The organism is Streptomyces sp. NPDC093252, assembly GCF_040683675.1.
Lineage (GTDB): Bacteria > Actinomycetota > Actinomycetes > Streptomycetales > Streptomycetaceae > Streptomyces.
Window position 1 is genome coordinate 207,398 of sequence record NZ_JBFBEM010000010.1, and the last position, 25,036, is coordinate 232,433.

A 25,036-nucleotide genomic window follows, 5' to 3' on the forward strand; every position below is an offset into this window, starting at 1 on the left:
CCGTGCTGCTCGAAGTACGCGATCTGCACGTGGAGTTCCGGACCCGGGACGGCATCGCCAAGGCCGTCAACGGCGTCAGCTACGCCGTCGACGAGGGCGAGACCCTGGCCGTGCTCGGCGAGTCCGGCTCCGGCAAGTCGGTCACCGCGCAGGCCGTGATGGGCATCCTCGACACCCCGCCCGGCCGGATCACCGGCGGCGAGATCCTCTTCCGGGGCCGCGACCTCCTCAAACTCAAGGAGGACCAGCGGCGCAGGGTCCGCGGCGCCGAGATGGCGATGATCTTCCAGGACGCCCTGTCCGCCCTCAACCCGGTGCTCACCGTCGGCGACCAGCTCAGCGAGATGTTCATCGTCCACCGGGGCATGTCGAAGAAGGACGCGCGGAAAAGAGCCGTCGAGCTGATGGACCGGGTGCGGATCCCCGCCGCCGCGGAGCGGGTCCGGCAGTACCCCCACCAGTTCTCCGGCGGTATGCGCCAGCGGATCATGATCGCCATGGCGCTCGCCCTGGAACCCGCCCTGATCATCGCCGACGAGCCCACCACCGCCCTCGACGTCACCGTCCAGGCCCAGGTCATGGAACTCCTCGCCGACCTCCAGCGCGAACTGCGGATGGGCCTCATCCTCATCACCCACGACCTCGGCGTGGTCGCCGACGTCGCCGACCGCATCGCGGTGATGTACGCCGGGCGGATCGTCGAACAGGCCCCCGTCCACGACCTCTACAAGGCCCCCGCCCACCCCTACACCCGCGGCCTCCTGGACTCCATCCCCCGCCTGGACCAGAAGGGCCAGGAGCTGTACGCCATCAAGGGCCTGCCGCCGAACCTCCTGGCCATCCCGCCCGGCTGCGCCTTCCACCCCCGCTGCCCGCTCGCCCAGGACATCTGCCGCACCGACCCGCCCCCGCTGTACGAGGTCTCCGCCCACCGGACGAGCGCCTGCCACTTCTGGAGGGAGTGCCTCGATGACCCAGGCCGCTGAACCGCTGCCCGTACCGGCGCCCGCGCCCGCCCCCGAACCCGTCCTAGAGGTCACCGGCCTGGTCAAGCACTACCCGCTGACCACCGGCATCCTCTTCAAGAAGCAGGTCGGCGCGGTCAAGGCGGTCGACGGCGTCGACTTCACCCTGGCCCGCGGCGAGACCCTCGGCATCGTCGGCGAGTCCGGCTGCGGCAAGTCCACCGTCGCCCGGATGCTCGTCCACCTGGAACGCCCCACCGCCGGCACCATCACGTACAAGGGCGAGGACATCACCCGCCTGTCCGGCCGCGCCCTGAAGGCCGTCCGCCGCAACATCCAGATGGTCTTCCAGGACCCCTACACCTCCCTCAACCCCCGGATGACGGTCGGCGACATCATCGGCGAGCCCTTCGACATCCACCCCGAGGCCGCCCCCAAGGGCGACCGCCGCCGCCGGGTCCGCGAACTCCTGGACGTCGTCGGCCTCAACCCGGAGTACCTCAACCGCTACCCCCACCAGTTCTCCGGCGGCCAGCGCCAGCGCATCGGCATCGCCCGGGGCCTCGCCCTGCGCCCCGAGATCATCGTCGCCGACGAACCCGTCTCCGCCCTGGACGTCTCCGTCCAGGCCCAGGTCGTCAACCTGCTGGAACGCCTCCAGGCCGAGTTCGACCTCTCCTATCTCTTCATCGCCCACGACCTGTCGATCGTCCGGCACATCTCCGACCGGGTCGCGGTGATGTACCTGGGCCGGATCGTGGAGACCGGCCGGGACGCCGAGATCTACGACCACCCCACCCACCCGTACACCCAGGCCCTGCTCTCCGCCGTGCCCGTGCCCGATCCGGGGGCCCGGGAGCACCGGGAGCGGATCATCCTCTCGGGTGACGTGCCCTCGCCGACCGCCGTCCCCTCCGGGTGCCGCTTCCGCACCCGCTGCTGGAAGGCCCGCCCGCGCTGCGCCGAGGAGGACCCGATCCTCGCGATCCCGCCGCACTTCCGCTCGCTCACCGGGCCCACCGCCCACGACTCGGCGTGCCATTTCGCCGAGGAGAAGCGGGTCGTCCCGCCCGAGAACCCCACCGGCCCGGCGGACCCGGGAACGCGATAGCGGAATCGCAGTAACAAACAAGCAACTCCCCGGACCCGCCTCCGATATACGGACGCGCGAAGCTGAGGAACGTACGGCCGTGCGGGTGCCGTGAACGGGCCGGGGTGAGCCATGTCACCCCGGCCCGTTTTTTTGCGCCTAAACCGGCGCCGCTCTCGCGGACGTGGTCGGCGCATCGTCGTGGTTCCTCAATTGATGGTTGCGGTGCTCTCGTGAAGAAGCCTTGCCGACAGGGCGGATCACGGCAGATCGAGGGCCCGCCGGAGGAAGTCGACCTGGAGCAGCAGCAGATTCTCGGCGACCCGCTCCTGCGGGGTCATATGGGTGACCCCCGACAGCGGCAGCACCTCGTGCGGGCGACCGGCCGCCAGCAGCGCCGAGGACAGCCGCAGCGCGTGGGCGACCACCACATTGTCGTCAGCGAGCCCGTGCACGATCATCAGCGGGCGGTGCGGCCCGGCAGCGGCGGCCGACAGCCCCTCGTCGGTGATCAGCGAGCTGTGCGCGTACGCCGCCGGGGCGGTGGCCGGGTCGCCGAGATAGCGCTCGGTGTAATGGGTGTCGTAGAGCCGCCAGTCCGTCACCGGGGCACCGGCGACGGCCGCGTGGAAGACATCCGGGCGGCGCAGAACAGCCAGAGCGGCCAGATATCCCCCGTAGGACCAGCCACGAATGGCCACCCGGCCGAGATCGAGCGGATGAGTCTTCGCCAAATCCTGGAGCGCCTCGATCTGATCGTCCAGGGTCAGGGTGAAGTCCCCCTGGATCGCCTTCTCCCAGGCCGGGGAGCGCCCCGGGGTGCCCCGCCCGTCCGCCACGACCACGGCGAACCCCTGGTCGGCGAACCACTGCGAGGTGAGATGGGCGTGGTGCGCGGCGCTCACCCGCGCCCCGTGCGGACCCCCGTACGGATCGAGCAGCACCGGCAGGGGACGGTCACCGGGGTAGTCCTGTGGCATAAGCACGGCGCACGGGATCCGCCGTGCGCCCCCCTCGACCAACGTCACGCGGGGGGAGAAACCGGGAGTTTCCGCATACGACCGGATCACCGTCACGGGGCTGCCGTCACGCAGGACCCGCGCCACCGTCCCCGGCCGCTCCAGAGTCGCCGACAGCAGGACCGTCACCCCGCCCCGCCGCACCGCCGCGTGCACCCCGGGCTCCTCGGAGACCCGCGCCACGCCGAGTTCGTTCACCCGGTAGACATGCGTCTCACCGACCTCCGGCGACCCCGCCTCCTCACCCGCCGACGCCGTGACCAGCACATCCGAGGCCCCGACATCCAGCACCGCCCGCACCTGCAACTGCGGCCCGGTCAACGGGCGTTCACCCACCGCGAGGACCCGGGCGCCGCCCTCGTCGGCGATCCGCACCAACTGCCCGGACGGCGACCAGCAGGGCACCCCGCCGAAAAGATCAAGCCAAATCGGATCCTCGTCGGCATGCACCATCCGGGTCGCCCCGGTGTCCGGATCCACCGCCAGATAGAGCTGGCTGCGCTGATCGCGCGCCTGCACCAGAATCAGCGGCGCCCCCGCGTCCGACCAGTGCACACGCGCCAGATACGGGTACCGCACCCGGTCCCAGGCCACCTCGGTACGGGCCCCGCCGAGGTCCGTCACGAACAGCCGCACCAGCGCGTTCGGCGTCCCCGCCGCCGGATACGGGACGTGTTGTGGATCACGTTCCGGCTGCGCGGGATCAGCGATCCACCAGCGCCGCACCGGCGTGTCGTCCACCCGCGCCACCAGCAGCCGGTCCGAGTCCGGCGCCCACCAGAATCCACGCGTACGGTCCATTTCCTCCGCCGCGACGAACTCCGCGAGCCCATAGGACACTTCCGGCGTGTCGGGCTCCGCGAGCGCCCGGTCACCCGCCCCCTCGGCCCCCACGACCCGCAGCGCACCGCCCGCCACATAGGCGATCCACCGCCCGTCCGGCGAGGGCCGCGGATCGATCACCGGACCGGGAACCCGCAGCTCGCGGCCGGTCCCGGCGCGCAGCTCGGCCGTGAACAGCCGCCCCGACAGGGCGAACGCGGCCAGCTCCACCGCCGCGTCCGTGGCATAGCCGACGATCCCCGCGCCGCCCTCCCGGCTGCGCTCCCGGCGGGCCCGCTCCTCGGGCGACAGCCGCTCCCCGGCGCCGCCCAGCAGCGCCCCGGGATCGGCCGCCACCCGCTCCCCGCCGTCCGGCAGATCGAGCACCCAGAGGGCACCCGCGCGATCCTGGCCGGATCGCGCGCGCAGAAACGCGACACGCGAGCCGTCCGGAGCGACGGAGAAGGAACGCGGCGCGCCGAGCGTGAATCGCTGGGTGCGGGCGTGCCGGCGGGGGAAGGACTCGGGCTCGGTCGTCATGCCACGACGATATTGGCCATGCGCCCCCTTGTGCGGCCGTGCGCCGACAGATGCGCGCGCACGGATAGTTATGATCACTAGCGCTGTGTGGGTATGAACCTGCTGGCTCCTGCATGGATTTACGCGTCTGTATGCATTGACCGGTCTGTATGGATGGGCAAGTCCGCCCGCTCTGCTTGGAGGTGAACCGCCATGGCACTCTCGATCTCGGCGGTGGTGCTGCTGGCGATCATCGTCTTCCTGCTGATCAAGAAGTCCGGGCTCAAAGCGGGACACGCGGTGGTCTGTATGTTGCTGGGGTTCTATCTCTCGTCCTCGACGATCGCGCCCACGATCAGCGAGCTGACGAGCAATATCGCGGGGATGATCGGCAGCATCAACTTCTGACCCCCGTCATGGCCCCCGTACCCTGGGGGCCATGACGGACCACCCCGCCCGTCGTCTGCTGCTGGTGCACGCGCACCCCGACGACGAGTCGATCAACAACGGCGCGACCATGGCCGCGTACGCCGCACAGGGCGCGCGGGTGACGCTGGTCACCTGCACGCTCGGCGAACGCGGCGAGGTCATCCCGCCGGAGCTGGCCCATCTGACCGGTGCCGCCCTCGGCGCGCACCGGCTCGGTGAGCTGGCCGCCGCCATGCGCGTCCTCGGTGTCACCGATGTCCGTCAGCTCGGCGGCGCCGGCCGCTACACCGACTCCGGGATGATGGGCCTGCCCGACAACGACGCCCCGGACTGCTTCTGGCAGGCCGATGTCGACCGGGCGGCGACCGCCCTGCTCACCGTGGTCCGCGAGGTCCGCCCCCAGGTCCTGATCACCTACGACCCCGACGGCGGCTACGGCCACCCCGACCACATCCAGGCCCACCGGGTCGCCATGCGCGCCGCCGAACTCGCCGCCGCCGAGGGCATCGCCATCGACCGGATCTTCTGGAACCGCATCCCGCGCGGCACCGCCGAGGCCGCCTTCGCCCGCCTCGCCGCCGACCTCCCCACCCTCCCCCACGACACGGCGGGCACCCTCGAAGACCTCCCCGGCGTGATCGACGACGACCGGATCACCACCACGATCGACGGCACCGCGTTCGCCACCGCGAAGGCCGCCGCGATGGCCGCGCACGCCACCCAGATCACCGTCCTGCCCCCGTACTTCACCCTCTCCAACGACCTCGTCCAGCCGCTGCTGACCGACGAGTCCTACGAGTTGGCGCGCGGGGAGCGCGCGCCCGGCGTGGAGCGCGATCTCTTCGCCGGGATCTCCACCGGAACGGGAGGCACCCCATGACGGACGGCGACCGCGGTTCCCTCCTCGCCCAGCCCCTGCGCCTGCCCCGCCCCTCCGCCGGGCGGATCGCCGCGTATGTCGGCCTGTTCGCCCTCGGGCTGCTCACCGGGATCGCGGGCGCGCTGCTGGAGGGCGCCTGGTTCCCCGGCGGACTGCTGCTGGCGCTCGCCGGGTCGGCCGGGGCGATCCTCGGCGGGTCCCTCGCCACCGGCACCCGAGGCGGGGGAGTGGCGGTCGCGGCGGGCTGGATGCTCTCCGTCATCCTGCTCACCACCAGCCGCCCGGAAGGGGACTTCGTGTTCGCCGCGGGCGCGGGCTCCTACCTCTTCCTGCTCGGCGGCATGGCCGTGGCTGTGATCTGCGCCACCCTCGGCCCCGGGCGGCAACCGCACGACCGCTCCGCCCGACTTGGCAAGTGACGTACCACTTCTGCGCCCCCGGTACGTGCGCGTCCCGTGCGGGTTTCCCGAACGCTCCGGGGAATCGTGTGTCAAGTGGCCAGTATGGTGGTGCGCGCCGCCGATCCTCCCCATCCGCTCGACTCGGTTCGGGCCCGGGGGGACCCCCAAGCAGAGTGAGGTCGCAACGGGCGGCGGAGCCAACCGGGAGAACCTGCCTTGAGTCGTGAAACTGACAGTCCGTCCTCCGGGCCCACCGGGCACGGCGGAGCCGCATACCCCTCGGGGACGCCGCCGTACGGTACGCCGGCGGCCACCGACGGCGGTGCGGACGCGGGCCGTTCGGCCGCGCAGCCGGAGGAACGCAAGACCGAGACCACACTGACGACCCGGGTCCGGATCAACATCCCCGGATCCCGGCCCATCCCGCCGGTCGTGGTGCGCACCCCCGTCGCCGACGGCGAGGGCGACGGCGACCGGACGGCCGCCGAGCCGCCCCGGCCCCCGTCCCCGGCCCAGGGCGGCGCGGACGCCGCCGCGTCCCCGGGCGCACCGGGAGCGCCGGGAGCGCCGGCGGGGGAGAAGACCAGCGACTGGTTCGCGCCGCGCAAGCCCGGCCAGCCCGCCCCCGGCCCCCGCACCGGCCCCTCGGCGGGCGGCGCCACCCAGAGCCCGGGTCCGGGCGCCACCCCGGCAGCCGGCACCCCGGTCGCCGGTACGGCACCGGCCGCCACCCGCCCGGCCCCCGGCACCCCCCTGCCCGGCGCGACCGGCGGCCCGGTCGCCCCCGGCCACGGCGGCGGCACCGGCTCCTTCGACGTCACCGAGGCCCTCGCGGCCGGCCAGCGCCCCCAGAACGGCAACGGCGCCGCCCCCCACCCCGCCCCGAACGGCTACGCCAACGGCACCCACCCCGCGGGCCCCGCCCCCGGCACGGGAGCCCCCGGCGGACCCGGCGGCCAGAACGGCCAGGGCGGCCCGTACGGCTACGGCGGCCCCCAGGGCCCCGCGGGTCCCACCGGCGGCCCCGTCACCGGCGACGGCCCCCTCGTCCCGCCCCCGGCCCCCGGAGGCGTCTCCCTGGCCCCCGGCGGCGGCTTCAGCGACGACACCGCGATCCTCACCCCCCAGGTGCAGGTCCCGGAGCCCCCCGGCGGCGTCTACCCGCCCCCCGCGGGGAACGCCCCCGGCGAAACCCTCGCCGGCGGCATCCCGGTGGTCCCGCCGGGCACCCCCCAGCGCACCGAACCCACTCCCGCCCCCGCCCCGCAGCAGAGCACCCCCGCCCCCGCCCCCGCCGCGCCCCGCAAGAAGAAGGGCCGCAGCAAGCTGGTCCTCCTGGTCGGCGGTCTGGTCTTCATCGGCGGTGTCGCCTACGGCGCCGGACTCCTCATGAACCACTCCGACGTCCCCAGGGGCACCACCGTGCTCGGCGTCGACATCGGCGGCGGCACCCGTGACGACGCCGTCAAGAAGCTGGACGCGGCGCTCGGCGAGCGCACCGCGACCCCGCTGAAGCTCTCCGTCGACGGCGAGACCGTCTCCCTCGCGCCGGACCAGGCGGGCCTCCAGTTCGACGCGGACGCCACGGTCGCCGCCGCCGCGAAGAGCGACTACAACCCGGTCTCCGTCATCGGCTCGCTCTTCGGCGAGAAGCGGATCGTCGAGCCGGTCATGCCGGTCGACGAGGAGAAGCTGCGCGCCGCCCTCACGGACGCCGCGGGCGGCGCGACCGGCGCCGGGGACGGCACGATCACCTTCGAGTCGGGCAAGGCCGTCCCGGTCTACGGCAAGAAGGGCCAGGGCGTCGACGCGGGCCGGGCCGCGGACGCCGTCGAGGAGGCGTACCGCACCCAGGTCGAGACCGGCTCCGAGACCCCGCTCCCACTCCCGACGACCACGGTCGAGCCGACGGTGACCGACGCCGAGGTGGACCGCATGATGAAGGAGTTCGCCGAACCGGCGATGTCCGACCTGGTCACCGTGCGCACCGACGCCGGCCAGTCCATCGACTTCAGCCCCGAGAACAGCCTCTGGAAGTTCCTCCAGGTCAAGGCCGTCGACGGCAAACTGGTCGACTCCTACGACGAGGCCGCCCTCCAGGAGCTGTACGGCAGCACCTTCGCCGACGTCCTGATCACCCGGGGCACCGGCGAGAAGACCCCGGTAACGGTCCAGGACGTCATCGGCGCCCTGCGCCCGGCCCTGAAGAGCACGGACAACCGCGTGGCAACCATCGAAACCAACCCGAGCTAGAACCGGGCAACCAGCCTTGGGGGCACCCACACACCGGGGGTGCCCCCCAAGGCTTTCGCTTTTCAGAGCTGCGGAGAACGGCGGAGTCTTCCAGGGCTGGGGGAATCTCCGCATCTTCTAGGGGCGCGGGGAACTGCGCGACCAGCCCCCACTCACCCGCACCCGACGACGGTCTCAGGGGCGCTGGAGGTACCCCCTCCGGAGGAGGAACTGCGCGAGAACCACCCGCACACCCGCACCCAACAACCGCCCCCTAGTTCAACCGAGCCCGAGCCGCCCGAGCCTCCGCCCGAACCCCCTCGGCCACCTCCGCGTCCACCCCCTCCACCACCTCCGCATACCCCTCCAACTCCACCGCCCCACCCAAGAAATCCCCCCGCTCCACCAGCAACCGCCCCCGCTCGTACCGCAACCGCGCCGCATGCGACGGCAGCAACAGCCCCAACTCCACCGCCCACAACGCCACGTCCCCCCGCTCCGGCCGCCCCCGCGCCCACACCCCCACGTTGTTCAGCACCCTCCGCACCACCTGCACCACCCCGGCCGGAGCCGGCATCCCCGCCTCCAGCCCACCCCCCACCAACCCCTCCACATCCCCCTCGGCCAACACCCGCCCCCCATCGAACGGATCCACCAGCACCGGCCGCCGCCCCGGCCCCACCGGACCGAGCCCCACCACGAAATGCCCCGGCAGCGCCACCCCGTACACCGGCGCCCCGGCCCGCCGGGCGACCTCCACCCACACCACCGACAGCAGGATCGGCAGCCCCCGCCGCCGCTCCAGCACCCGGTGCAGCAGCGACGCCTCCAGCCGCCCGTACTCCCTCGGGGAGCCACAGAACCCCAGCCGCTCCCCGAGCAACTCCCGCAGCGCGACCGCCCACGCCCCCGGCCCACCGGGACGGAACGGCAGCATCCCCGCCAGTTCGTCCAGCGCGAGCTGCGCCGCGTCGATCCCGGCGTCGTCCAGCCCGGCGTCCGCCTGCGCCCCGATCAGCAGGCACAGCGTGGCCAGATCGGGCGACTCGGCCCGCGCCTCCGCCGCGAACCGCCGCCGCACCTCGGCGACCCGCTCCGCCGAGGGACCGAAAGCCGACGACCCCGACGAACCCGGCCAAGACGATGACGACACCCCCCTCACCCCCCGCCCGCAGGATCGGCCACGAACCGGAAGTGGTGATAGGCGTGATGCGGAGCGAACCCCAGCCGCCCGTACAGCGCACGCGCCCCCGCGTTGTCCGTCTCGACCTGGAGCCAGGCCGCCGACGCGCCCTCCTCCAGCGCGCGCCGGGCGAGCGCGGCCACGACCTCGGTCGCCAGCCCCTGCCGCCGCAGCCCCGGATCGACCTCCACCGCCGCGAACCCGGCCCACCGCCCGTCCACCACACACCGCCCGATCGCGGCGGGCACGCCCCCCGCACCCGGCACGCTCGCGAACCACACCGAGGCCCCGCTCCCCAGCACCCGCAGCGCGACCTCGCTCACCCCCCGCCGCTGATACCGCCCCAGCCACCCGGCGTCCGCCCCCCGAGCCAGCACGACACCCCCGCCGCCCACCGCCCCAGCCCCCTCTCCCCGGTCCGCGACCGGCGCCAGCGCCCCGGTCCACAGCTCGGCGCTCACCTCCCGCACCCACCCCCGTGCCGCCAGCTCCGCGCCCAGCACCTCCTGTGTGCCCTCGGCCCCGGTCGCGATCTGCACATACGCGGGCAGCCCCCGCGCCCGGTACCAGTCCCGCACCACCCGCAGCGCCTCGTCCAGCGGCACCCCCGGATCGCCCAGCGGCAGCACCGAGTTGGCCCGGCGGGTGAACCCCGAGGCGGCCCGCAGTTCCCACTCCCCGAGCCACTCGCTCTCCACCGGCCGCCAGGCCCGCGCGGCGACCCGGGCGAGTTCCCCGTACGAGGCCGAGGGACCCCGGCGGCGGGCCGGGGCGGCGGGCACCACCTTGCCCGCGACCAGGGCGGATTCCGGAATCCGGACGGCCTCGCCGTCCCGGCGTGTGATCACCAGCACAGCGTCGTCCCAGGATGTGAGAACACCCACCGTGTCGGTGAATTCACCCCCGGTGTCCCGGGGATCGAGACGCTGCCGGACCGAGACCCGTTTGCCCACGTCAGCAGCGGTGATTCGGATGACGAGACGTCCGGTCGCCGAGATTTCCACAGGTCAATCCACCCCTCCTGTTCGGATCATGCCCAAGAACGGAGATACTAGGTGCGGGCATCGACGAAGCCGCGCTCTCGCGCGCCAGACCGGCGGAGCCCAGGTGGCCCGCCAGCGCCCGTATCGAGGAGGAACGACAGCGTGACCTACGTCATCGCGCAGCCTTGTGTCGACGTCAAGGACAAGGCGTGCATCGAGGAGTGCCCGGTCGACTGCATCTACGAGGGCTCCCGGTCCTTGTACATCCACCCGGACGAATGCGTCGACTGCGGCGCCTGTGAGCCGGTCTGCCCGGTCGAGGCGATCTTCTACGAGGACGACACTCCCGAGGAGTGGAAGGACTACTACAAGGCGAACGTCGAGTTCTTCGACGAGCTGGGCTCGCCCGGCGGTGCCAGCAAGCTCGGGCTGATCGAGCGGGACCACCCCTTCATCGCCGCGCTGCCGCCGCAGAACGGCTGAGCGCGCGCCCGCGACCGACTCGCGCCGCCCCGTTCCCCCAGGGACCGGGGCGTTCGCCGTACCAGCGCGCAACCGAAAGTGAGCACGAACCCGTGTCCGCAGTCACCGACCGGCTTCCGGTCTTCCCCTGGGACAAGCTGACCCCCTTCAAGCAGACCGCCTCGGCCCATCCGGACGGCATCGTCGACCTCTCGGTCGGCACGCCGGTCGACCCGGTCCCCGAGGTGATCCAGAAGGCGCTGGTCGAGGCGGCCGACTCGCCGGGCTACCCGACGGTCTGGGGCACGCCCGAACTGCGTGACGCGATCACCGGCTGGCTCACCCGCCGCCTCGGCGCGCGGGACGTCACCCACCGCCATGTCCTGCCGGTCGTCGGCTCCAAGGAACTCGTCGCCTGGCTCCCCACCCAGCTCGGCCTGGGCCCCGGCGACCGGGTCGCCCTCCCCCGCCTCGCCTACCCCACCTACGAGGTGGGCGCCCGCCTGGCCCGCGCCGACCACGAGGTCTACGACGACCCCACCACCCTCGACCCCGAGGGCCTGAAACTGCTCTGGCTCAACTCCCCGTCCAACCCGACCGGCCGCGTCCTCCCCAAGGAGGACCTCACCCGGATCGTCGCCTGGGCCCGCGCCCACGGCGTCCTGGTCTTCTCCGACGAGTGCTACCTCGAACTGGGCTGGGAGGCCGACCCCGTCTCCGTCCTCCACCCGGACGTGAACGGCGGCTCCTACGACGGCATCGTGGCCGTCCACTCCCTCTCCAAGCGCTCCAACCTCGCCGGCTACCGCGCGGCCTTCCTGGCCGGTGACCCGGCGGTGCTGGGCCCGCTGCTGGAGATCCGCAAGCACGGCGGCATGATGACCCCGGCCCCCACCCAGGCGGCAGCGGCGGCGGCCCTGCACGACGACGACCATGTCCGCGTCCAGCGCGAGCGCTACGCCACCCGACGCGCGGCGCTCCGTACGGCCCTGGAGTCCCACGGCTTCCGCATCGAGCACAGCGAGGCCAGCCTCTACCTCTGGGCCACCCGCGACGAACCCTGCTGGACCACGGTCGCCCACCTCGCCGACCTGGGCATCCTGGTGGCCCCCGGCGACTTCTACGGCACCGCGGGCAACACCTTCGTCCGAGTGGCCCTGACAGCGACGGACGAGCGCATCGCCGCAGCAGTGGACCGACTCGGGTAAGAGGCTCTCAGGGGCGCTGGGGGTACCCCCTCCGGGGGAGGAACCGCGCGACCAGCCCCCACCCACCCGCACCCGAACACGCAAGAAGAGGGGCCCGGGGTTCAACCCCGGGCCCCTCCTCCGCACACCGCAACCTCAGCCCAGCGGAAGCCCCTGCACGGGCAGCCCGCCCTTGGTCAGCCCCTCGGTCGGCAGCCCGCCCTTGGTCGCCGCCTTGGCGGTGTCACCCACGACATCCCCCGCGGACCCGGCGACCTCGCCCGCCGCACGCTGCGCGGCCGGAGTCGCCTTCTTCGCCGCCGCGCCCGCGGTCTTGCCCGCGGCGGGAACCGCCGTCTTCACCGCGTTGCCGCCGGTCTCACCGGCCAGCCCGGTGGTGGTGCGCGCGGCGCTGTCCACGGTGCTGCCCGTGTTCGCGCCGTCCAGCGCGGTCAGCCCACCGAGGTTCGGGGTGGCCGGCAGTTCGGGCGCGGCGCTGGCGGAGCCGGCCGCACCGACCCCGGCAGCCGCCCCCGCAGCGACGAGCAGCGCGGCACGGGCGATCCGGCGGGTCAGGGGGAGGGACATGATGCTCCTTCGACGGAAGAGAGAAGTACGGCAGAGACTGATGAGCCGGGCAGTGAACTGCCCTGTCCTGCCCGGGAGTTGACCAACTGGCCAAGAACCACGGGGCCGAGGTGACTCGGCGGTGGACCGTCCGGGCTCGGACGCAGTGACTACCGCTCGACCCCCCATCGAGGTTGCGGAGCGCCAACGTAAAGAGTTGGTAATGCGTCGCATTATCGGTTGCGGATAAAAACGGGCAAATGGTCAAGGTGGGGAGGGGGCGGGGAACTGCTGCTGAATCCTTACGCCCCTGTGTTCCCAAGGGATTCGCCGTTCGGCCGGGTGACCGCGCGAAAACCCGCGCACCCGGACGCCGCGCGCCCGGCGGGCTACTCCCCGCGAGGGAACGTTCGCACTAGCGCACGGTGGTGATCCGCACCGCGTCCGCCGTGTCGCCGTCCGTCGTCCGCCACGGCTTCTCGGAGGACCCGGCGGTCCACTCCCGGCCCGCGTAGGAGACGCGCTCGATGCCCAGCGCGGTGGCGTTGGCCACGGCCCAGTGCGCGACCCGCCAGCCGCGCTCCCCGGCCGGCGTCGGGTCGGTGCCGCCGTCGGTCACCGGTACCGTCACCGTCCGCCCCACTGCCTCCGCCGTGACCCCGCTCGGGCCCGCCGCCGGGGTGCCCGGCGTGCCCACCTCCGCGCCGGTCCGCTCCAGTTGCCCGAAGTCCCGCACCAGGGCGGAGCGCACCGCGTCGGGCCCGGTGGCCGAGGTCTGCCCGGGAGCCGGTGACTCGGTGGCGTCGGGGCGGCCACCGCAGGTCAGGGTGGCCGCGGCCCGGCCGGTGAAGGCGTCGGCGAGAAGCTGCGCGTCCGGCTCGTGCTTGGCGTACGCGGTGGGGAAGCCGCTGCGCTGGACGCGCTGGGCGGCGACGGTGAGCGGCAGTTCGGTGTAGCCGTCCACCTTCTCCAGATGCTCGTAGAACTCGGTCGCCGAGTAGACCGGGTCCATGATCTGCTGCTCGGTGCCCCAGCCCTGGGAGGGCCGCTGCTGGAAGAGGCCGAGCGAATCACGGTCGCCGTGGTCGAGGTTGCGCAGCGCCGACTCCTGCATCGCGGTGGCCAGCGCGATGGTGACGGCCCGTTCGGGCAGCCCGCGCGCGGTGCCGACGGCGGAGATGGCCGCCGCGTTCACCGCCTGCTCCGGGGTGAAGTCGTAGGTCCCGCCCCGGCCGTCGCCCGCGACCACCTTGCAGTGCGCACCGGAGGCGCCGGTGACGTACTGCACGACCAGATAGCCCGCGACAGCGAGCATGACCACCAGGGCCGCCCCGAGACGCAGGAGACGGCCGGGACGCTTGGGGGAGGGGGACGGCTCTGACACGCGTCCACGGTACTTGAGCTTTCCGGCGGGCTTCGGAGCGGTGGCGAAAACATGGACGGAAGGGCAGGGGAGGGCAGGAGCGGGAGCGGGTCGGTGCCGTCCTGACCGGCGATAGTGTCGTCACCATGCCCGACACGCCCGACAACGCCCCCGCCGCCGCCCTGGACCTCGGTCTGGACGCCGCCCTGCTGACCGCGCGCCTGGTCGACCTCCCGTCCGTCAGCGGCTCCGAGAAGCCGCTGGCCGACGCCGTCGAGCGGGCCCTGCGCGCCCTGCCGCACCTCACCGTCCACCGCTACGGCAACAACGTCGTGGCCCGCACGGACCTGGGGCGGGCCGAGCGGGTGGTGCTCGCCGGGCACATCGACACCGTCCCCATCGCGGACAACGTCCCCTCCCGCCTGGACGACGAGGGCGTCCTGTGGGGCTGCGGCACCTGCGACATGAAGTCCGGCGTGGCGGTCCAGCTCCGCATCGCGGCCACCGTCCCGGCCCCCAACCGCGATCTGACCTTCATCTTCTACGACAACGAGGAGGTCGCCGCCGAGCGCAACGGCCTGCGCCATCTCGCCGCCGCCCACCCGGAGTGGCTCGCCGCCGACTTCGCGGTGCTCCTCGAACCCTCCGACGGCCAGGTCGAGGGCGGCTGCCAGGGCACCCTGCGGGTCCTGCTCACCACCAAGGGGGAGCGCGCCCACTCGGCCCGCTCCTGGATGGGCTCCAACGCGATCCACGCCGCCGCCCCGATCCTCGCCCGCCTCGCCGCCTACGAGCCCCGCTACCCGGTGATCGACGGCCTGGAGTACCGCGAGGGCCTGAACGCGGTCGGGATCACGGGCGGGGTGGCGGGCAATGTCATCCCCGACGAGTGTGTGGTCACGGTCAATTTCCGCTACGCCCCGGACCGTACGGAGGACGAGGCCATCGCCCATGTCCACGAGGTCTTCGCGGACTGCGGGGTGACGGACTTCCAGGTCGTCGACCACAGCGGCGCGGCGATGCCGGGGCTGTCCCATCCGGCCGCGGCGGCGTTCATCGAGGCGGTGGGCGGCACCCCGCAGCCCAAGTACGGTTGGACGGACGTCTCCCGGTTCAGCGCGCTGGGCGTCCCCGCGGTGAACTACGGCCCCGGCAATCCGCACTTGGCCCACAAGCGGGACGAAAGGGTGGAGACCGCGAAGATCCTGGCGGCGGAGGAGCGACTCAGGTCCTGGCTGACCTCCTGATGCTCTGACCGGCGCCCGTCCCGCACCGGTCCCGTCGGCCCCCTTGGGCCGCCCGCTGCGGCCCGGACACGCCGACGTCCCCCGCGCGTAACCGGCGTAGATCTACGCTGAGGTGGAAAGACGTCCCTCCCCGGACCCGCGGCCCCGGCCGTGCCGACCGGGGAAGGACCCGATCGGAGGGAGCGCATATGGCCACCGGCAACCCTGAGGACAAGAGGCAGCCGCCTCGGGAGCAGCGTCTCGGACCGGTCCTGCGGCGGCGCGGCCAGGTGACGGCCAGCACGACGGACCAGCGTCTGCTGGACGCGGGCGGCCCCTCCGACTGGGTCCACACCGACCCCTGGCGGGTGCTGCGCATCCAGTCGGAGTTCATCGAGGGCTTCGGCACCCTCGCCGAACTCCCGCCCGCGATCTCCGTCTTCGGCTCCGCCCGCACCCGGCCCGACTCCCCGGAGTACGAGGCGGGCGTCCGCCTGGGCACCGGTCTGGTCGAGGCGGGGTGGGCGGTCATCACCGGGGGCGGACCCGGCGCCATGGAGGCCGCCAACAAGGGCGCCCTGGAGGCGGGCGGGGTCTCGGTCGGCCTGGGCATCGAACTGCCCTTCGAGCAGGGACTGAACCCCTATGTCGACATCGGCCTCAACTTCCGTTACTTCTTCGTCCGGAAGATGATGTTCGTCAAGTACGCGCAGGGGTTCGTGGTCCTGCCCGGCGGTCTCGGCACCCTCGACGAACTCTTCGAGGCGCTCACCCTGGTCCAGACCCAGAAGGTCACCCGCTTCCCGATCGTCCTGTTCGGCACCGAGTACTGGGGCGGGCTGATCGACTGGCTCCGCAACACCCTCATCGCCCAGGGCAAGGCGGCGGAGAAGGACCTCCTCCTGTTCCACGTCACGGATGACGTCGAGGAGGCGGTAGCCCTGGTCTCGAAGGAGGCGGGCCGGTAGGACCGTCCGGCCCGTCCGGCGTTTGAGGACGAGGCCCCGCAGGGGCCGATACGGGGGTCCGGGGGCGAAGCCCCCGGGGATGGGACGGGTAGGGGCGGCGGGGGCGAATCAACTCCCCCCACCGCTCGCCCCCAGGCCCCGACCTCCTGAGCCCACCCCCTGAACCACCCCCTGAACCACCCCCTAAGCCAACCCCCGCCGAGCCACCGCAGGGCCCCGGTGCCCCGCGATGGCCCCCACCATCTCCAGCACCTCCCGCGTCTCCGCCACCTCGTGCACCCGGTACACCCGCGCCCCCAGCCACGCCGAGACCGCCGTCGTCGCCAGGGTCCCGAGCACCCGCTCCTTCACCGGCTTGTCCAGCGTCTCCCCGACGAAGTCCTTGTTGGACAGCGACACCAGCACCGGCCACCCCGTCTCCACCAGCTCCCCGAGCCGCCGGGTGGCCTCCAGGCTGTGCCGGGTGTTCTTCCCGAAGTCGTGCCCCGGGTCGATCAGCACCGACTCGCGCGGCACCCCGAGCGCCACCGCCCGCTCCGCGAGACCCAGGGTCACCCGCAGGATGTCGGCGACGACATCGTCGTACGCCACCCGGTGCGGCCGGGTGCGGGGCTCGGCGCCCCCGGCGTGGGTGCAGACCAGGCCGACCCGGTACCGCGCGGCGACCTCCGCGAGGCCGGGGTCGACCCCGCCCCAGGCGTCGTTCAGGACATCCGCGCCGGCCTCGCAGACCGCCGCGCCGACCTCCGCCCGCCAGGTGTCCACACTGATCACCACGTCCGGGTGGCGCCGCCGCACCTCCGCCACGAAGCCGACCGTGCGCCGCGCCTCCTCCTCGGCGGTGACCTCCTCGCCCGGCCCGGCCTTCACCCCGCCGATGTCGATGATCGCGGCCCCCTCGGCGACGGCCCGCTCCACGCGCGCGAGTGCCGCCTCGTCCCGGAAGGTCGCCCCCTGGTCGTAGAAGGAGTCCGGGGTCCGGTTCACGATCGCCATGATCACCGGCTCGTGCGCGGCGAACTCCCGTCCGCCCAGCCTCAGCATCTGCTGCGCCCCTCCTCGTGCCGCCTCGCACCGACCGGCTGCCGTGTGCGTTCATCCTGGTCCGCGGCCCTGTCCGGCCGTCTGTGACCCTAGCTGTCAGACTCGCATGGCACGATCGGACCAGACATCCCAGATCGACCACACCCAGCGTGGGGGCTCACCCGATGGTCATGTTCCTCTTCCTCGTCGTCGCGCTCGCCGTCGTGGTCGCCGCGGTCACCCTGCTGGTGGTCGGCGGCGGCGACGGCGGCGGTCCGCTGCCCGAGGCGGCGCCCGAGCGGCTGCACGACCCGCTGCCCCCGGACCGCCCCCTGGACCGCGGCGATGTCGACGCCCTGCGCTTCCCGCTCGCCGTCCGCGGCTACCGGATGGCGGAGGTGGACGACGCCCTGAACCGGCTCGGCGCCGAGCTGGCCGAGCGGGACGCCCGGATCGCCGACCTGGAGTCCGCCCTCGCGGGCGCCCGCGCAGGCGCCGGGACCGAGGTCGACCTGGGCAAGGACACCGACGGGGACCATCGGTGAGCGACGGATCCGCCGTCCCCGGGGAGGACGGCACGCTGCGCTGCCCCTGGGCCCTGTCCACCCCGGACTACACGGCCTACCACGACGAGGAGTGGGGCCGCCCGGTCCACGGCGACGACGCGCTGTTCGAGCGGCTCAGCCTGGAGGCGTTCCAGTCCGGTCTGTCCTGGATCACCATCCTGCGCCGCCGCCCCGGCTTCCGGACCGCCTTCGCGGACTTCCGGATCCCCGCGGTCGCCGCCTTCACCGACGCCGACCGCGAACGGCTCCTCGCCGACCCCGGCATCATCCGCAACCGCGCCAAGGTCGACGCGACGATGGCCAACGCGCGCGTGCTCACCGACTGGGCGCCGGGTGACCTGGACGCCCTGATCTGGTCCCACGCCCCCGACCCGGCCACCCGCCCGGTCCCCAGGACCCTCGGGGACGTCCCGGCGGTCACCCCCGAGTCCACCGCCCTGTCGAAGGCGCTGAAGAAGCGGGGCCTGCGCTTCGTCGGCCCGACCACCGCCTACGCGCTGATGCAGGCGTGCGGCCTGGTGGACGACCATCTGGCGGGCTGCGCGGCCAGAGGCGCGCGGTAGGGCGCCGGTCTCACCGGCCCAGGTACCTCGGCCTCTCCTTGTTCACGAACGCCCGGACGGCGATGGCGTGGTCCTCGGAGGCGCCCGCCCTGCGCTGGAGTTCGTCCTCCTTCTCCAGCGTCTCCGCGAAGGAGTGGGAGGAGCCGTGGGCGAGGGATTCCTTGAGCGCCGCGTAGGCCACGGTCGGGCCCTCGGCCAGCGCGCGGGCGACCTTCCCGGCCTCGGCGCGCAGCTCGGCGGCGGGCACCACCCGGTTCGCGATCCCCAGCTCGTACGCCTCCTGCGCCGTGATCCCGCGCGGGAACAGCAGCAGGTCGGCCGCCCGGCCGGGGCCGACGACCCTGGGCAGGGTCCAGGAGATCCCGGAGTCGGCGGTCAGGGCGACGCCCGCGAAGGAAGTGTTGAAGGAGGCGGTGTCGGCGACGATCCGGTGGTCCGCGGCCAGCGCGAAGCCGAAACCGGCGCCCGCGGCGACCCCGTTCACCGCGGCGACCACCGGCTTGGCCATCTGGGCGAGGGTCCGGACGATCGGGTTGTAGTGCTCCCGGACCGTGCTCATGGTCTCTCCGCCGCCCGACTCCCGGTCCGCCGCCAGCAGCCCGATGTGCTCCTTGAGGTCCTGGCCCACACAGAACGCCCGCTCCCCGGCCGCCGTCAGCAGCACGGCCCGTACGGCGCTGTCGTCCGCCGCCGACCGGACCGCCTCGCGGAGGGCGACCTTGGCGGCGATGTTCAGCGCGTTCATCGCCTCGGGGCGGTTCAGCGTGATCGTCGCGAGTCCGTCGCTCACCTCGTAGAGCACGGTGTCGGCCATGGGGTGTCCCCTCCGTCGTCGGGCGTCCGGCGGCGTACCGAACGGTAGGTCGTTTCCTGGGGACAGCATGGCGGAGATCACGGTCGTTGCACCGGAACGGACGTGTGACCTGCGTCAAAGAATTCAGGCCGGTTTCCGGCGGCCGGATGTCGGTGCGGGAGCGGGGTATCGCGTTCCGATCGCCGAATTGAGTGGTTTTGCTCGCGCGCGTTGCCCAAGCGATGCCGACTGATGTTGGTCATCGGGTCGCGCGATGCGGGATAATGGCCGGGAAGCAATGTGTTCGATGCCGGTGTCGCGTGTCCCCAGGGCCGCGGGTGCCCCCCAGGGGGCCGTCGGCTCTGACGATGAGCTGGTTTCAGGAAGGGGAACAAGCATGGCGGCCATGAAGCCGCGGACGGGCGACGGCCCGCTCGAGGTGACCAAGGAGGGGCGGGGCATCGTCATGCGCGTTCCGCTCGAAGGCGGCGGTCGGCTTGTCGTCGAGCTGACCCCGGACGAGGCCGACGCGCTCGGCGACGCCCTCAAGAAGGTCGTGGGCTGACCGCGACCCCACCGCGGTCCGGTCGCGAGCGACCCCACACCCCTTCAACCGCCCCTGCACCTCCCCGGTGCCGGGGCGGTTGCTCGTTCCGGACTCTCGTTCTGGGTTCTCGTTCTGGGTTTCTCGTTCCCGAATGCCTGGCGGTCTCAGGGCCCGGGTGTCCGGCTCAGCGCTTGACCGCGCACAGCAGGCCGTCGCCCATCGGCAGCAGGGACGTCACCAGCTCCTGGCTCTCGCGCACCGACCGCAGCAGCTCGCGCAGCCGCAGCACCTCGGTCGGCTGGGGCCCGGAGTCGACGGTCCGGCCATTGGCGAAGACGCCCTCGAAGACCACCAGGCCACCGGGGCGCAGCAGCCGCAACGATTCAGCGAGGTAGTCGAGGACCTCCAGCCGGTCACCGTCGCAGAACACGAGGTCGTAGCCGGCGTCCGCGAGCCGGGGCAGTACGTCCAGGGCCCGGCCCGGGATGAACCGGGCGCGGTTTCCGGTGAAACCGGAGGCGCGGAACGCCTGCCGGGCGAACTGCTGGTGCTCCGGCTCGGGGTCGACGGTGGTCAGCACCCCGTCGGGGCGCATGCCGTGCAGCAGATGGATCCCGGAGACCCCGGTACCGGTGCCGATCTCGGCGACCGCCTTGGCGTCGACGGAGGCCGCCAGCAGCCGCAGCGCGGCACCCGTGCCGGGCGACACCGAGCGCAGCCCTGCCTCACGGGCGCGGTCCCGGGCCCAGTGCAGCGCTTCGTCCTCGGCGACATAGGCGTCGGCGAACGCCCAGCTCGTCTGCCGGTTGCCGGTAATGACCCTCTCCTGTCCCCGTCGGTCCTCGGCGTGACTGTATCCGTTGGTGCCGGGAACCCGCAGATGGGACCGGGCGTTTAGCAGGGTGAGCACGGACACGGGGGGACACGGTTGGATCACGACGACAAGCGGTGCCGAGTCCAAGTACTGACGCAGCCGTATGAGCCGTATCAGCACAGATCAAACTCTTGTAAAACCGCTTATGAGGAGCTAACGGGCGAGGTGGTTATGGTAGGGGCTCCACTGGACACCACCAGAGCCGACAGGGGAGGTGCGGCCGGACCTGTGGATCGGGGAGGAGTGCTCCGGCGCTTTCTCGGGTCGGCGGGCAGGCCGAAATCCGTGAACAACACCGCTGCTGACCACCGTCACGCCGCTGACCGGACCACGACCGCGACCTTTTCCACCGACGCGGACGGGCAGGCGTGGACTCCGCCCACCTGGGAGGAGATCGTCAGCACGCACAGCGGTCGCGTCTACCGCCTCGCCTACCGTCTCACCGGCAACCAGCACGACGCCGAGGACCTCACCCAGGAGGTCTTCGTCCGCGTCTTCCGCTCCCTGTCGACCTATACGCCGGGCACCTTCGAGGGCTGGCTCCACCGCATCACCACCAACCTCTTCCTCGACATGGTCCGCCGCAAGCAGCGCATCCGCTTCGACGCCCTCGGCGAGGACGCGGCGGAGCGGCTGCCCAGCCGCGAGCCCAACCCGCAGCAGGTCTTCAACGACGCCCACTTCGACGCGGACGTCCAGCAGGCCCTGGACACCCTCGCCCCCGAGTTCCGCGCCGCGGTCGTCCTGTGCGACATCGAAGGACTGTCGTACGAGGAGATCGCCGCGACCCTCGGGGTCAAGCTGGGCACGGTCCGCTCGCGGATCCACCGTGGCCGCTCGCAACTGCGCAAGGCCCTCGCGCACCGTTCGCCCGAGGCGCGCGCCGAGCGCCGCGCGTTCGTGCCCCGAGTTCCCGCACTGGGAGGAGGGGGCGCGCCCGCGTGAGTGGTTCACGGCCGAAGTCTGCCGAGGAGCGCCTGGCAGAACAGCATCTGGGAGACCGACTCGCCGCCCTGGTGGACGGCGAGCTGAGTCATGACACGCGTGAGCGGGTCCTGGCGCATGTGGCGACCTGCGTCCGCTGCAAGGCGGAGGTCGACGCCCAGCGCCGATTGAAGAATGTCTTCGCCGAGGCCGCCCCGCCCCCGCCCTCCGCCAGCTTCCTGGCCCGCCTCCAGGGGCTGCCGGGCGGCGGTGACGACGGCGGCGACGGCCCGCTCGACGACAGAGGGTTCCTCGACGGCCTCGCGGACCGCCCGCCGACGGGGACGTTCGGCGCCGAGCGCGGTGAGCGTTTCGAGTTCGCCCAGGTGGCCGCCCGCCGGTCCGCCTCCCTGCTGCCCGCCGTCGCGGGCCCCGGGCAGCGCGGCTTCCGTATCCATGAGGTGCGGCGGCCCGACACCGACCGCGGTGCCGCCTCCCGCAGCCGGCGGTTCGCCTTCGCTGCCGCCGGAGCGGTGTCGCTGGCCGCCATCGCGCTGGGCGGGGTCACCACCGGTATGCCGGGCGACACCACCAGCAACGACGCCCGGGGCGGCAACGGCAGCAACGCGACGCCGATGCGCTCCCCGGGCACCGGTGCCACCACCACGCCCGACAGCCAGCGCCGTCGGGGTGCCGGGCCGCTGCTCGCCCAGGGACAGCAGTCGCTCGACACCTCCGTGGCCGCCAGCGAGGCGTCCGCCCCGCTGCTGCCCGGTCTGCCGCCCGGCCGCCCGGCCCCGGCCCACCCGCTGACCACGGCCGTGGAGGCCGGTGCCGCCGCCATGTCCCCGCTGATACGTCCCTTCGCCGCGACCCCGCCGCTCACGCTCACCGCGTGGTCGGAGGTGCCCGAGATCACCGCTCCAGGGCTGCTCGCCGGTTCGGTTCCCGGCGCCTCGGCCCCACCGTCGGCGGGTCCCACCACCCCGGCCCGCTGACCGGGAGCGGGGCTCGCCCCGCGGGCGAACCTGGTTGAATCCGGGGTGGACCGTGCCTCCGGCGGGCTGCCGGGCGCGGAGTCGACGTACCGCGGTCACCGCCTGCGCGGTCGGCCGCGGCCAGCCGTGGGGAGAGCATGGACGAGGGGAAGTCCGCACAGGGTGCCGCGGGGCACGGGGAGCCGGCTGAGCCGATGGGCGGCGTTGAGGGGGCTCCCGGGGTCGGTGCCCCTTTTGATGCGGGTGCGGGTGCGGGTGCCGGTGCCGGTGCCGCTTCTGACGCCGATGCCGGTGCCGGTGCCGGTGTTGCCGAGGGTGCCGCCGGCCGGGCCGACTTCGAGTTGAGGCATCCCGGGGCGAGCGAAGGGGACTTCGTGCTGGAGCGTCCGGCGGGGGAGGCGGCGGCTGGGGAGCCTTGGGGGGCTGCGGGGGGTGGCGCCGGGGGCGGTGCGGGGGGTTCGGAGGGCTGGTCTGTGTCGGGTGCTCCCGCCGAGATCTTCGATGCCGGGGTTTCGGGCGGCTCGCCTGGGTCCGGTGCCTCCGGGGAGGTCTCCGATGGGGTTTCCGATGCCGGGGGTCCGGGAGGCTCGCTTGTGCCGGGTGCTCCCGTCGAGGTTTTCGACGCCGGGATTCCGGGCGGCTCGCCTGTGTCCGGTGCCGCTCGCGCCGGGATTCAGGGCAGCTCGCCTGCGTCGGGCGCTCCCGCCGGGGTCCCCGATGTCGGGATTCCGGACAGCTCGCCCGGGTCCGGTGCCTCCGCGAGGGTCTCCGGCGCCGGGCTTCCCGAGGGCTCGCCCGGGTTCAGTGCCGCTCACCCCGATGTCCCCGACGCGGCGCCCCCTCGTGCCGGTGAGGCGGGTGAGGCGGGTGGGCCGTTGCACGCGCCCGATCGGTACAGCACCCCGCCCTACGGGGAGCCCGGTCCCTGGGCGCTCGCGCCGCCCGTGCAGCATCCGACGCCCACCCCGGCGCAGGGCACGGCGGTTGTGCCGACCCTGCCGCAGCAGCAGACGGGGAGCGCCGGTGTGCCCGGCCCGCCCGCCCCCGGCGTCGCCCACGGCGCACCGCCGCTCGCGGAACACCCCGGCCCCCGCTTCGCGCCCCCCGGCAACCCCGCCGACCCCTGGGGCCGCTACGACCCCTGGGCGGCGCCCCGGCCCTCGGGTCCCTTGCAGCAGACCGGCGCCGCGGTGCCCGGCGAGGGACAGCGGCGCCGACGGGCGCGCGGGACGCTGATCGGCGGGGCGCTGGCGCTGGCGCTGGTCTCCGGCGGTATCGGCGGGGCCGTGGGGACGTATCTGGAGCGCGACGGCGGAGTCGGCCAGGTGGTGCTGCCGCAGGCCGGGAAGGAGTCGGCCGAGCGGGCGCCGGACACGGTGGCCGGGATCGCGGCCCGCGCGCTGCCCAGCGTGGTGACCCTGCATGTGTCCGGCGGCGAGGAGGCCGGGACCGGCACGGGCTTCGTGCTGGACGGCACCGGTCACATCCTCACCAACAACCATGTCGTCGACCCCGCCGGGGACGACGGCGAGATCACCGTCACCTTCCACAGCGGGGACACCGCCAAGGCCGAGGTGATCGGCAGCGACGGCGGCTACGACCTTGCGGTGGTGAAGGTGACCGGCGTCAAGGGACTCCAGCCCGCGCCGCTCGGGAACTCGGACAATGTGCAGGTCGGCGACCCGGTGGTGGCCATCGGCGCCCCCTTCGACCTGTCCGGCACGGTCACCTCCGGAATCATCAGCGCCACCGAGCGCCCCATCACGGCCGGCGGCGAGGCCGACGGCACGGACGTCTCCTATGTCGACGCCCTCCAGACGGACGCCCCGATCAACCCCGGGAACTCCGGCGGGCCGCTGCTGGACTCCCGGGGCCGGGTGATCGGCATCAACTCCGCGATCCGCTCGGCGGGCAGCGGCACCGAACTGGACGGCGGCCAGGCCGGCTCGATAGGGCTCGGTTTCGCCATACCGATCAACCAGGGCAAACGCGTCGCCGAGGAACTGATCAACACCGGCCGGGCGACCCATCCCGTGATCGGTGTGACCCTCGACATGAGCTACTCCGGCGACGGCGCCCGGGTCGGCACCGAGACCAGCGACGGCGGTTCCCCGGTCACCGAGGGCGGCCCCGGGGACCTGGCCGGTATCGAGCCCGGCGATGTGATCACCGAGATCGACGGCCAGCGCGTCCACTCCGGCGAGGAGCTGATCGTCAAGACCCGCTCGCACCGCCCCGGCGACAAGCTGGAGCTGAAGCTGCTGCGGGACGGCGAGGAGCGGACGATCTCGCTGGTCCTCGGCTCCTCCGACGGGAGCTGACAGGGCGTCCCCATGGTGAATTCCGGACGAATGTCCCCTGGGCCCCGGGCGGCCCGTCGGGCGAACATCGGGAAAAAGCGGTCGCCTACACGGATGCGGTGGCCACAGGACAGTACCGGTCGGACAGCATC

The 25,036-nt window shown here is 73.1% G+C and carries 25 protein-coding genes; 16 read left to right on the forward strand and 9 right to left on the reverse strand.

Annotated features, from left to right (window positions below):
- The first annotated feature begins 2 nt into the window (after window positions 1-2).
- Window positions 3-986, forward strand: a complete 984-nt coding sequence (locus AB0O01_RS22330) for an ABC transporter ATP-binding protein (protein ID WP_365315784.1) — start codon at window positions 3-5, stop codon at window positions 984-986.
- On the forward strand, window positions 970-2,076 hold the full coding sequence (locus AB0O01_RS22335; protein ID WP_365315785.1) for a dipeptide ABC transporter ATP-binding protein: 1,107 nt from the start codon (window positions 970-972) through the stop codon (window positions 2,074-2,076). The genes AB0O01_RS22330 and AB0O01_RS22335 overlap by 17 nt, the downstream gene beginning before the upstream one ends.
- A gap of 239 nt (window positions 2,077-2,315) precedes the next feature.
- Here AB0O01_RS22335 and AB0O01_RS22340 read toward each other — a convergent pair whose 3' ends face one another.
- Window positions 2,316-4,436: an alpha/beta fold hydrolase gene (locus AB0O01_RS22340; protein WP_365315787.1), complete on the reverse strand. Its 2,121-nt coding sequence runs from the start codon at window positions 4,434-4,436 to the stop codon at window positions 2,316-2,318.
- A 192-nt stretch (window positions 4,437-4,628) separates the two neighbouring features.
- On the opposite strand from AB0O01_RS22340, the gene AB0O01_RS22345 reads away from it, so the two are divergent.
- From AB0O01_RS22345 to AB0O01_RS22360, 4 genes are all read left to right on the forward strand, one after another.
- Complete coding sequence (locus AB0O01_RS22345) at window positions 4,629-4,823, forward strand: hypothetical protein (protein ID WP_355748187.1); 195 nt, start codon at window positions 4,629-4,631, stop codon at window positions 4,821-4,823.
- 31 nt (window positions 4,824-4,854) lie between these two features.
- Complete coding sequence (gene mshB / locus AB0O01_RS22350; RefSeq protein WP_365315789.1) at window positions 4,855-5,724, forward strand: N-acetyl-1-D-myo-inositol-2-amino-2-deoxy-alpha-D-glucopyranoside deacetylase; 870 nt, start codon at window positions 4,855-4,857, stop codon at window positions 5,722-5,724.
- Window positions 5,721-6,143, forward strand: coding sequence for a DUF6113 family protein (locus AB0O01_RS22355; protein ID WP_365315790.1), 423 nt, complete (start codon window positions 5,721-5,723; stop codon window positions 6,141-6,143). The genes mshB and AB0O01_RS22355 overlap by 4 nt, the downstream gene beginning before the upstream one ends.
- 198 nt (window positions 6,144-6,341) lie before the next feature.
- Window positions 6,342-8,378 carry a hypothetical protein gene (locus AB0O01_RS22360; RefSeq protein WP_365315792.1) on the forward strand — a complete coding sequence of 679 codons (2,037 nt, stop codon included), beginning with the start codon at window positions 6,342-6,344 and terminating at the stop codon, window positions 8,376-8,378.
- Between the two features lie 253 nt (window positions 8,379-8,631).
- On the opposite strand, the gene AB0O01_RS22365 is transcribed toward AB0O01_RS22360, so the two are convergent.
- Together AB0O01_RS22365 and AB0O01_RS22370 are read right to left on the reverse strand one after the other, a co-directional pair.
- Window positions 8,632-9,510: a transglutaminase-like domain-containing protein gene (locus AB0O01_RS22365; RefSeq protein ID WP_365315794.1), complete on the reverse strand. Its 879-nt coding sequence runs from the start codon at window positions 9,508-9,510 to the stop codon at window positions 8,632-8,634.
- Between the two features lie 5 nt (window positions 9,511-9,515).
- Complete coding sequence (locus AB0O01_RS22370; RefSeq protein ID WP_365315796.1) at window positions 9,516-10,544, reverse strand: GNAT family N-acetyltransferase; 1,029 nt, start codon at window positions 10,542-10,544, stop codon at window positions 9,516-9,518.
- 141 nt (window positions 10,545-10,685) lie between these two features.
- On the opposite strand from AB0O01_RS22370, the gene fdxA reads away from it, so the two are divergent.
- Window positions 10,686-11,006 (forward strand): ferredoxin, encoded by a 321-nt coding sequence (fdxA, locus tag AB0O01_RS22375; RefSeq protein ID WP_003985062.1) that lies wholly within the window; start codon window positions 10,686-10,688, stop codon window positions 11,004-11,006.
- A 92-nt stretch (window positions 11,007-11,098) separates the two neighbouring features.
- Entirely contained in the window at window positions 11,099-12,193 is a 1,095-nt protein-coding gene (locus tag AB0O01_RS22380) for a bifunctional succinyldiaminopimelate transaminase/glutamate-prephenate aminotransferase (protein WP_365315797.1), read from the forward strand.
- 135 nt (window positions 12,194-12,328) lie between these two features.
- Here the strand turns inward: AB0O01_RS22380 and AB0O01_RS22385 are convergent, their stop codons facing one another.
- Window positions 12,329-12,760, reverse strand: coding sequence for an ATP-binding protein (locus AB0O01_RS22385; RefSeq protein WP_365315799.1), 432 nt, complete (start codon window positions 12,758-12,760; stop codon window positions 12,329-12,331).
- A 394-nt stretch (window positions 12,761-13,154) separates the two neighbouring features.
- On the reverse strand, window positions 13,155-14,123 hold the full coding sequence (locus AB0O01_RS22390; RefSeq protein WP_365315800.1) for a heavy metal transporter: 969 nt from the start codon (window positions 14,121-14,123) through the stop codon (window positions 13,155-13,157).
- A gap of 125 nt (window positions 14,124-14,248) precedes the next feature.
- Here AB0O01_RS22390 and dapE point away from each other — a divergent pair, with 125 nt between their 5' ends.
- Entirely contained in the window at window positions 14,249-15,349 is a 1,101-nt protein-coding gene (dapE, locus tag AB0O01_RS22395) for a succinyl-diaminopimelate desuccinylase (RefSeq protein ID WP_365315802.1), read from the forward strand.
- 188 nt (window positions 15,350-15,537) lie between these two features.
- A complete protein-coding gene (locus tag AB0O01_RS22400; protein WP_365315803.1) occupies window positions 15,538-16,296 on the forward strand; it encodes a TIGR00730 family Rossman fold protein in 759 nt (252 codons plus the stop codon).
- A 183-nt stretch (window positions 16,297-16,479) separates the two neighbouring features.
- On the opposite strand, the gene folP is transcribed toward AB0O01_RS22400, so the two are convergent.
- Window positions 16,480-17,340 carry a dihydropteroate synthase gene (gene folP, locus AB0O01_RS22405; RefSeq protein ID WP_365315804.1) on the reverse strand — a complete coding sequence of 287 codons (861 nt, stop codon included), beginning with the start codon at window positions 17,338-17,340 and terminating at the stop codon, window positions 16,480-16,482.
- A 164-nt stretch (window positions 17,341-17,504) separates the two neighbouring features.
- Between folP and AB0O01_RS22410 the strand changes: the two genes are divergently transcribed.
- Both AB0O01_RS22410 and AB0O01_RS22415 read left to right on the forward strand, forming a co-directional pair.
- Entirely contained in the window at window positions 17,505-17,864 is a 360-nt protein-coding gene (locus AB0O01_RS22410; protein WP_365315968.1) for a DivIVA domain-containing protein, read from the forward strand.
- Window positions 17,861-18,448: a DNA-3-methyladenine glycosylase I gene (locus AB0O01_RS22415; RefSeq protein ID WP_365315806.1), complete on the forward strand. Its 588-nt coding sequence runs from the start codon at window positions 17,861-17,863 to the stop codon at window positions 18,446-18,448. The genes AB0O01_RS22410 and AB0O01_RS22415 overlap by 4 nt, the downstream gene beginning before the upstream one ends.
- 10 nt (window positions 18,449-18,458) lie before the next feature.
- Here the strand turns inward: AB0O01_RS22415 and AB0O01_RS22420 are convergent, their stop codons facing one another.
- The gene (locus AB0O01_RS22420; RefSeq protein ID WP_365315807.1) at window positions 18,459-19,262 is read right to left on the reverse strand and encodes an enoyl-CoA hydratase-related protein; all 804 of its coding nucleotides are present in this window, start codon (window positions 19,260-19,262) and stop codon (window positions 18,459-18,461) included.
- A gap of 376 nt (window positions 19,263-19,638) precedes the next feature.
- Here AB0O01_RS22420 and AB0O01_RS22425 point away from each other — a divergent pair, with 376 nt between their 5' ends.
- Window positions 19,639-19,806 carry a DUF3117 domain-containing protein gene (locus AB0O01_RS22425; protein ID WP_003966491.1) on the forward strand — a complete coding sequence of 56 codons (168 nt, stop codon included), beginning with the start codon at window positions 19,639-19,641 and terminating at the stop codon, window positions 19,804-19,806.
- 166 nt (window positions 19,807-19,972) lie between these two features.
- Here AB0O01_RS22425 and AB0O01_RS22430 read toward each other — a convergent pair whose 3' ends face one another.
- Window positions 19,973-20,668, reverse strand: coding sequence for an O-methyltransferase (locus AB0O01_RS22430; RefSeq protein WP_365315970.1), 696 nt, complete (start codon window positions 20,666-20,668; stop codon window positions 19,973-19,975).
- Between the two features lie 237 nt (window positions 20,669-20,905).
- Between AB0O01_RS22430 and sigE the strand changes: the two genes are divergently transcribed.
- Both sigE and AB0O01_RS22440 read left to right on the forward strand, forming a co-directional pair.
- Window positions 20,906-21,607, forward strand: coding sequence for an RNA polymerase sigma factor SigE (gene sigE / locus AB0O01_RS22435; protein ID WP_355748255.1), 702 nt, complete (start codon window positions 20,906-20,908; stop codon window positions 21,605-21,607).
- Window positions 21,604-22,584 (forward strand): zf-HC2 domain-containing protein, encoded by a 981-nt coding sequence (locus AB0O01_RS22440; protein ID WP_365315809.1) that lies wholly within the window; start codon window positions 21,604-21,606, stop codon window positions 22,582-22,584. Before sigE ends, AB0O01_RS22440 begins: the two co-directional genes overlap by 4 nt.
- A gap of 95 nt (window positions 22,585-22,679) precedes the next feature.
- Here AB0O01_RS22440 and AB0O01_RS22445 read toward each other — a convergent pair whose 3' ends face one another.
- Window positions 22,680-22,934, reverse strand: a complete 255-nt coding sequence (locus tag AB0O01_RS22445) for a hypothetical protein (RefSeq protein WP_365315810.1) — start codon at window positions 22,932-22,934, stop codon at window positions 22,680-22,682.
- Between AB0O01_RS22445 and AB0O01_RS22450 the strand changes: the two genes are divergently transcribed.
- Window positions 22,926-24,905 (forward strand): trypsin-like peptidase domain-containing protein, encoded by a 1,980-nt coding sequence (locus AB0O01_RS22450; protein WP_365315812.1) that lies wholly within the window; start codon window positions 22,926-22,928, stop codon window positions 24,903-24,905. The genes AB0O01_RS22445 and AB0O01_RS22450 overlap by 9 nt on opposite strands.
- Window positions 24,906-25,036: the final 131 nt, after the last annotated feature.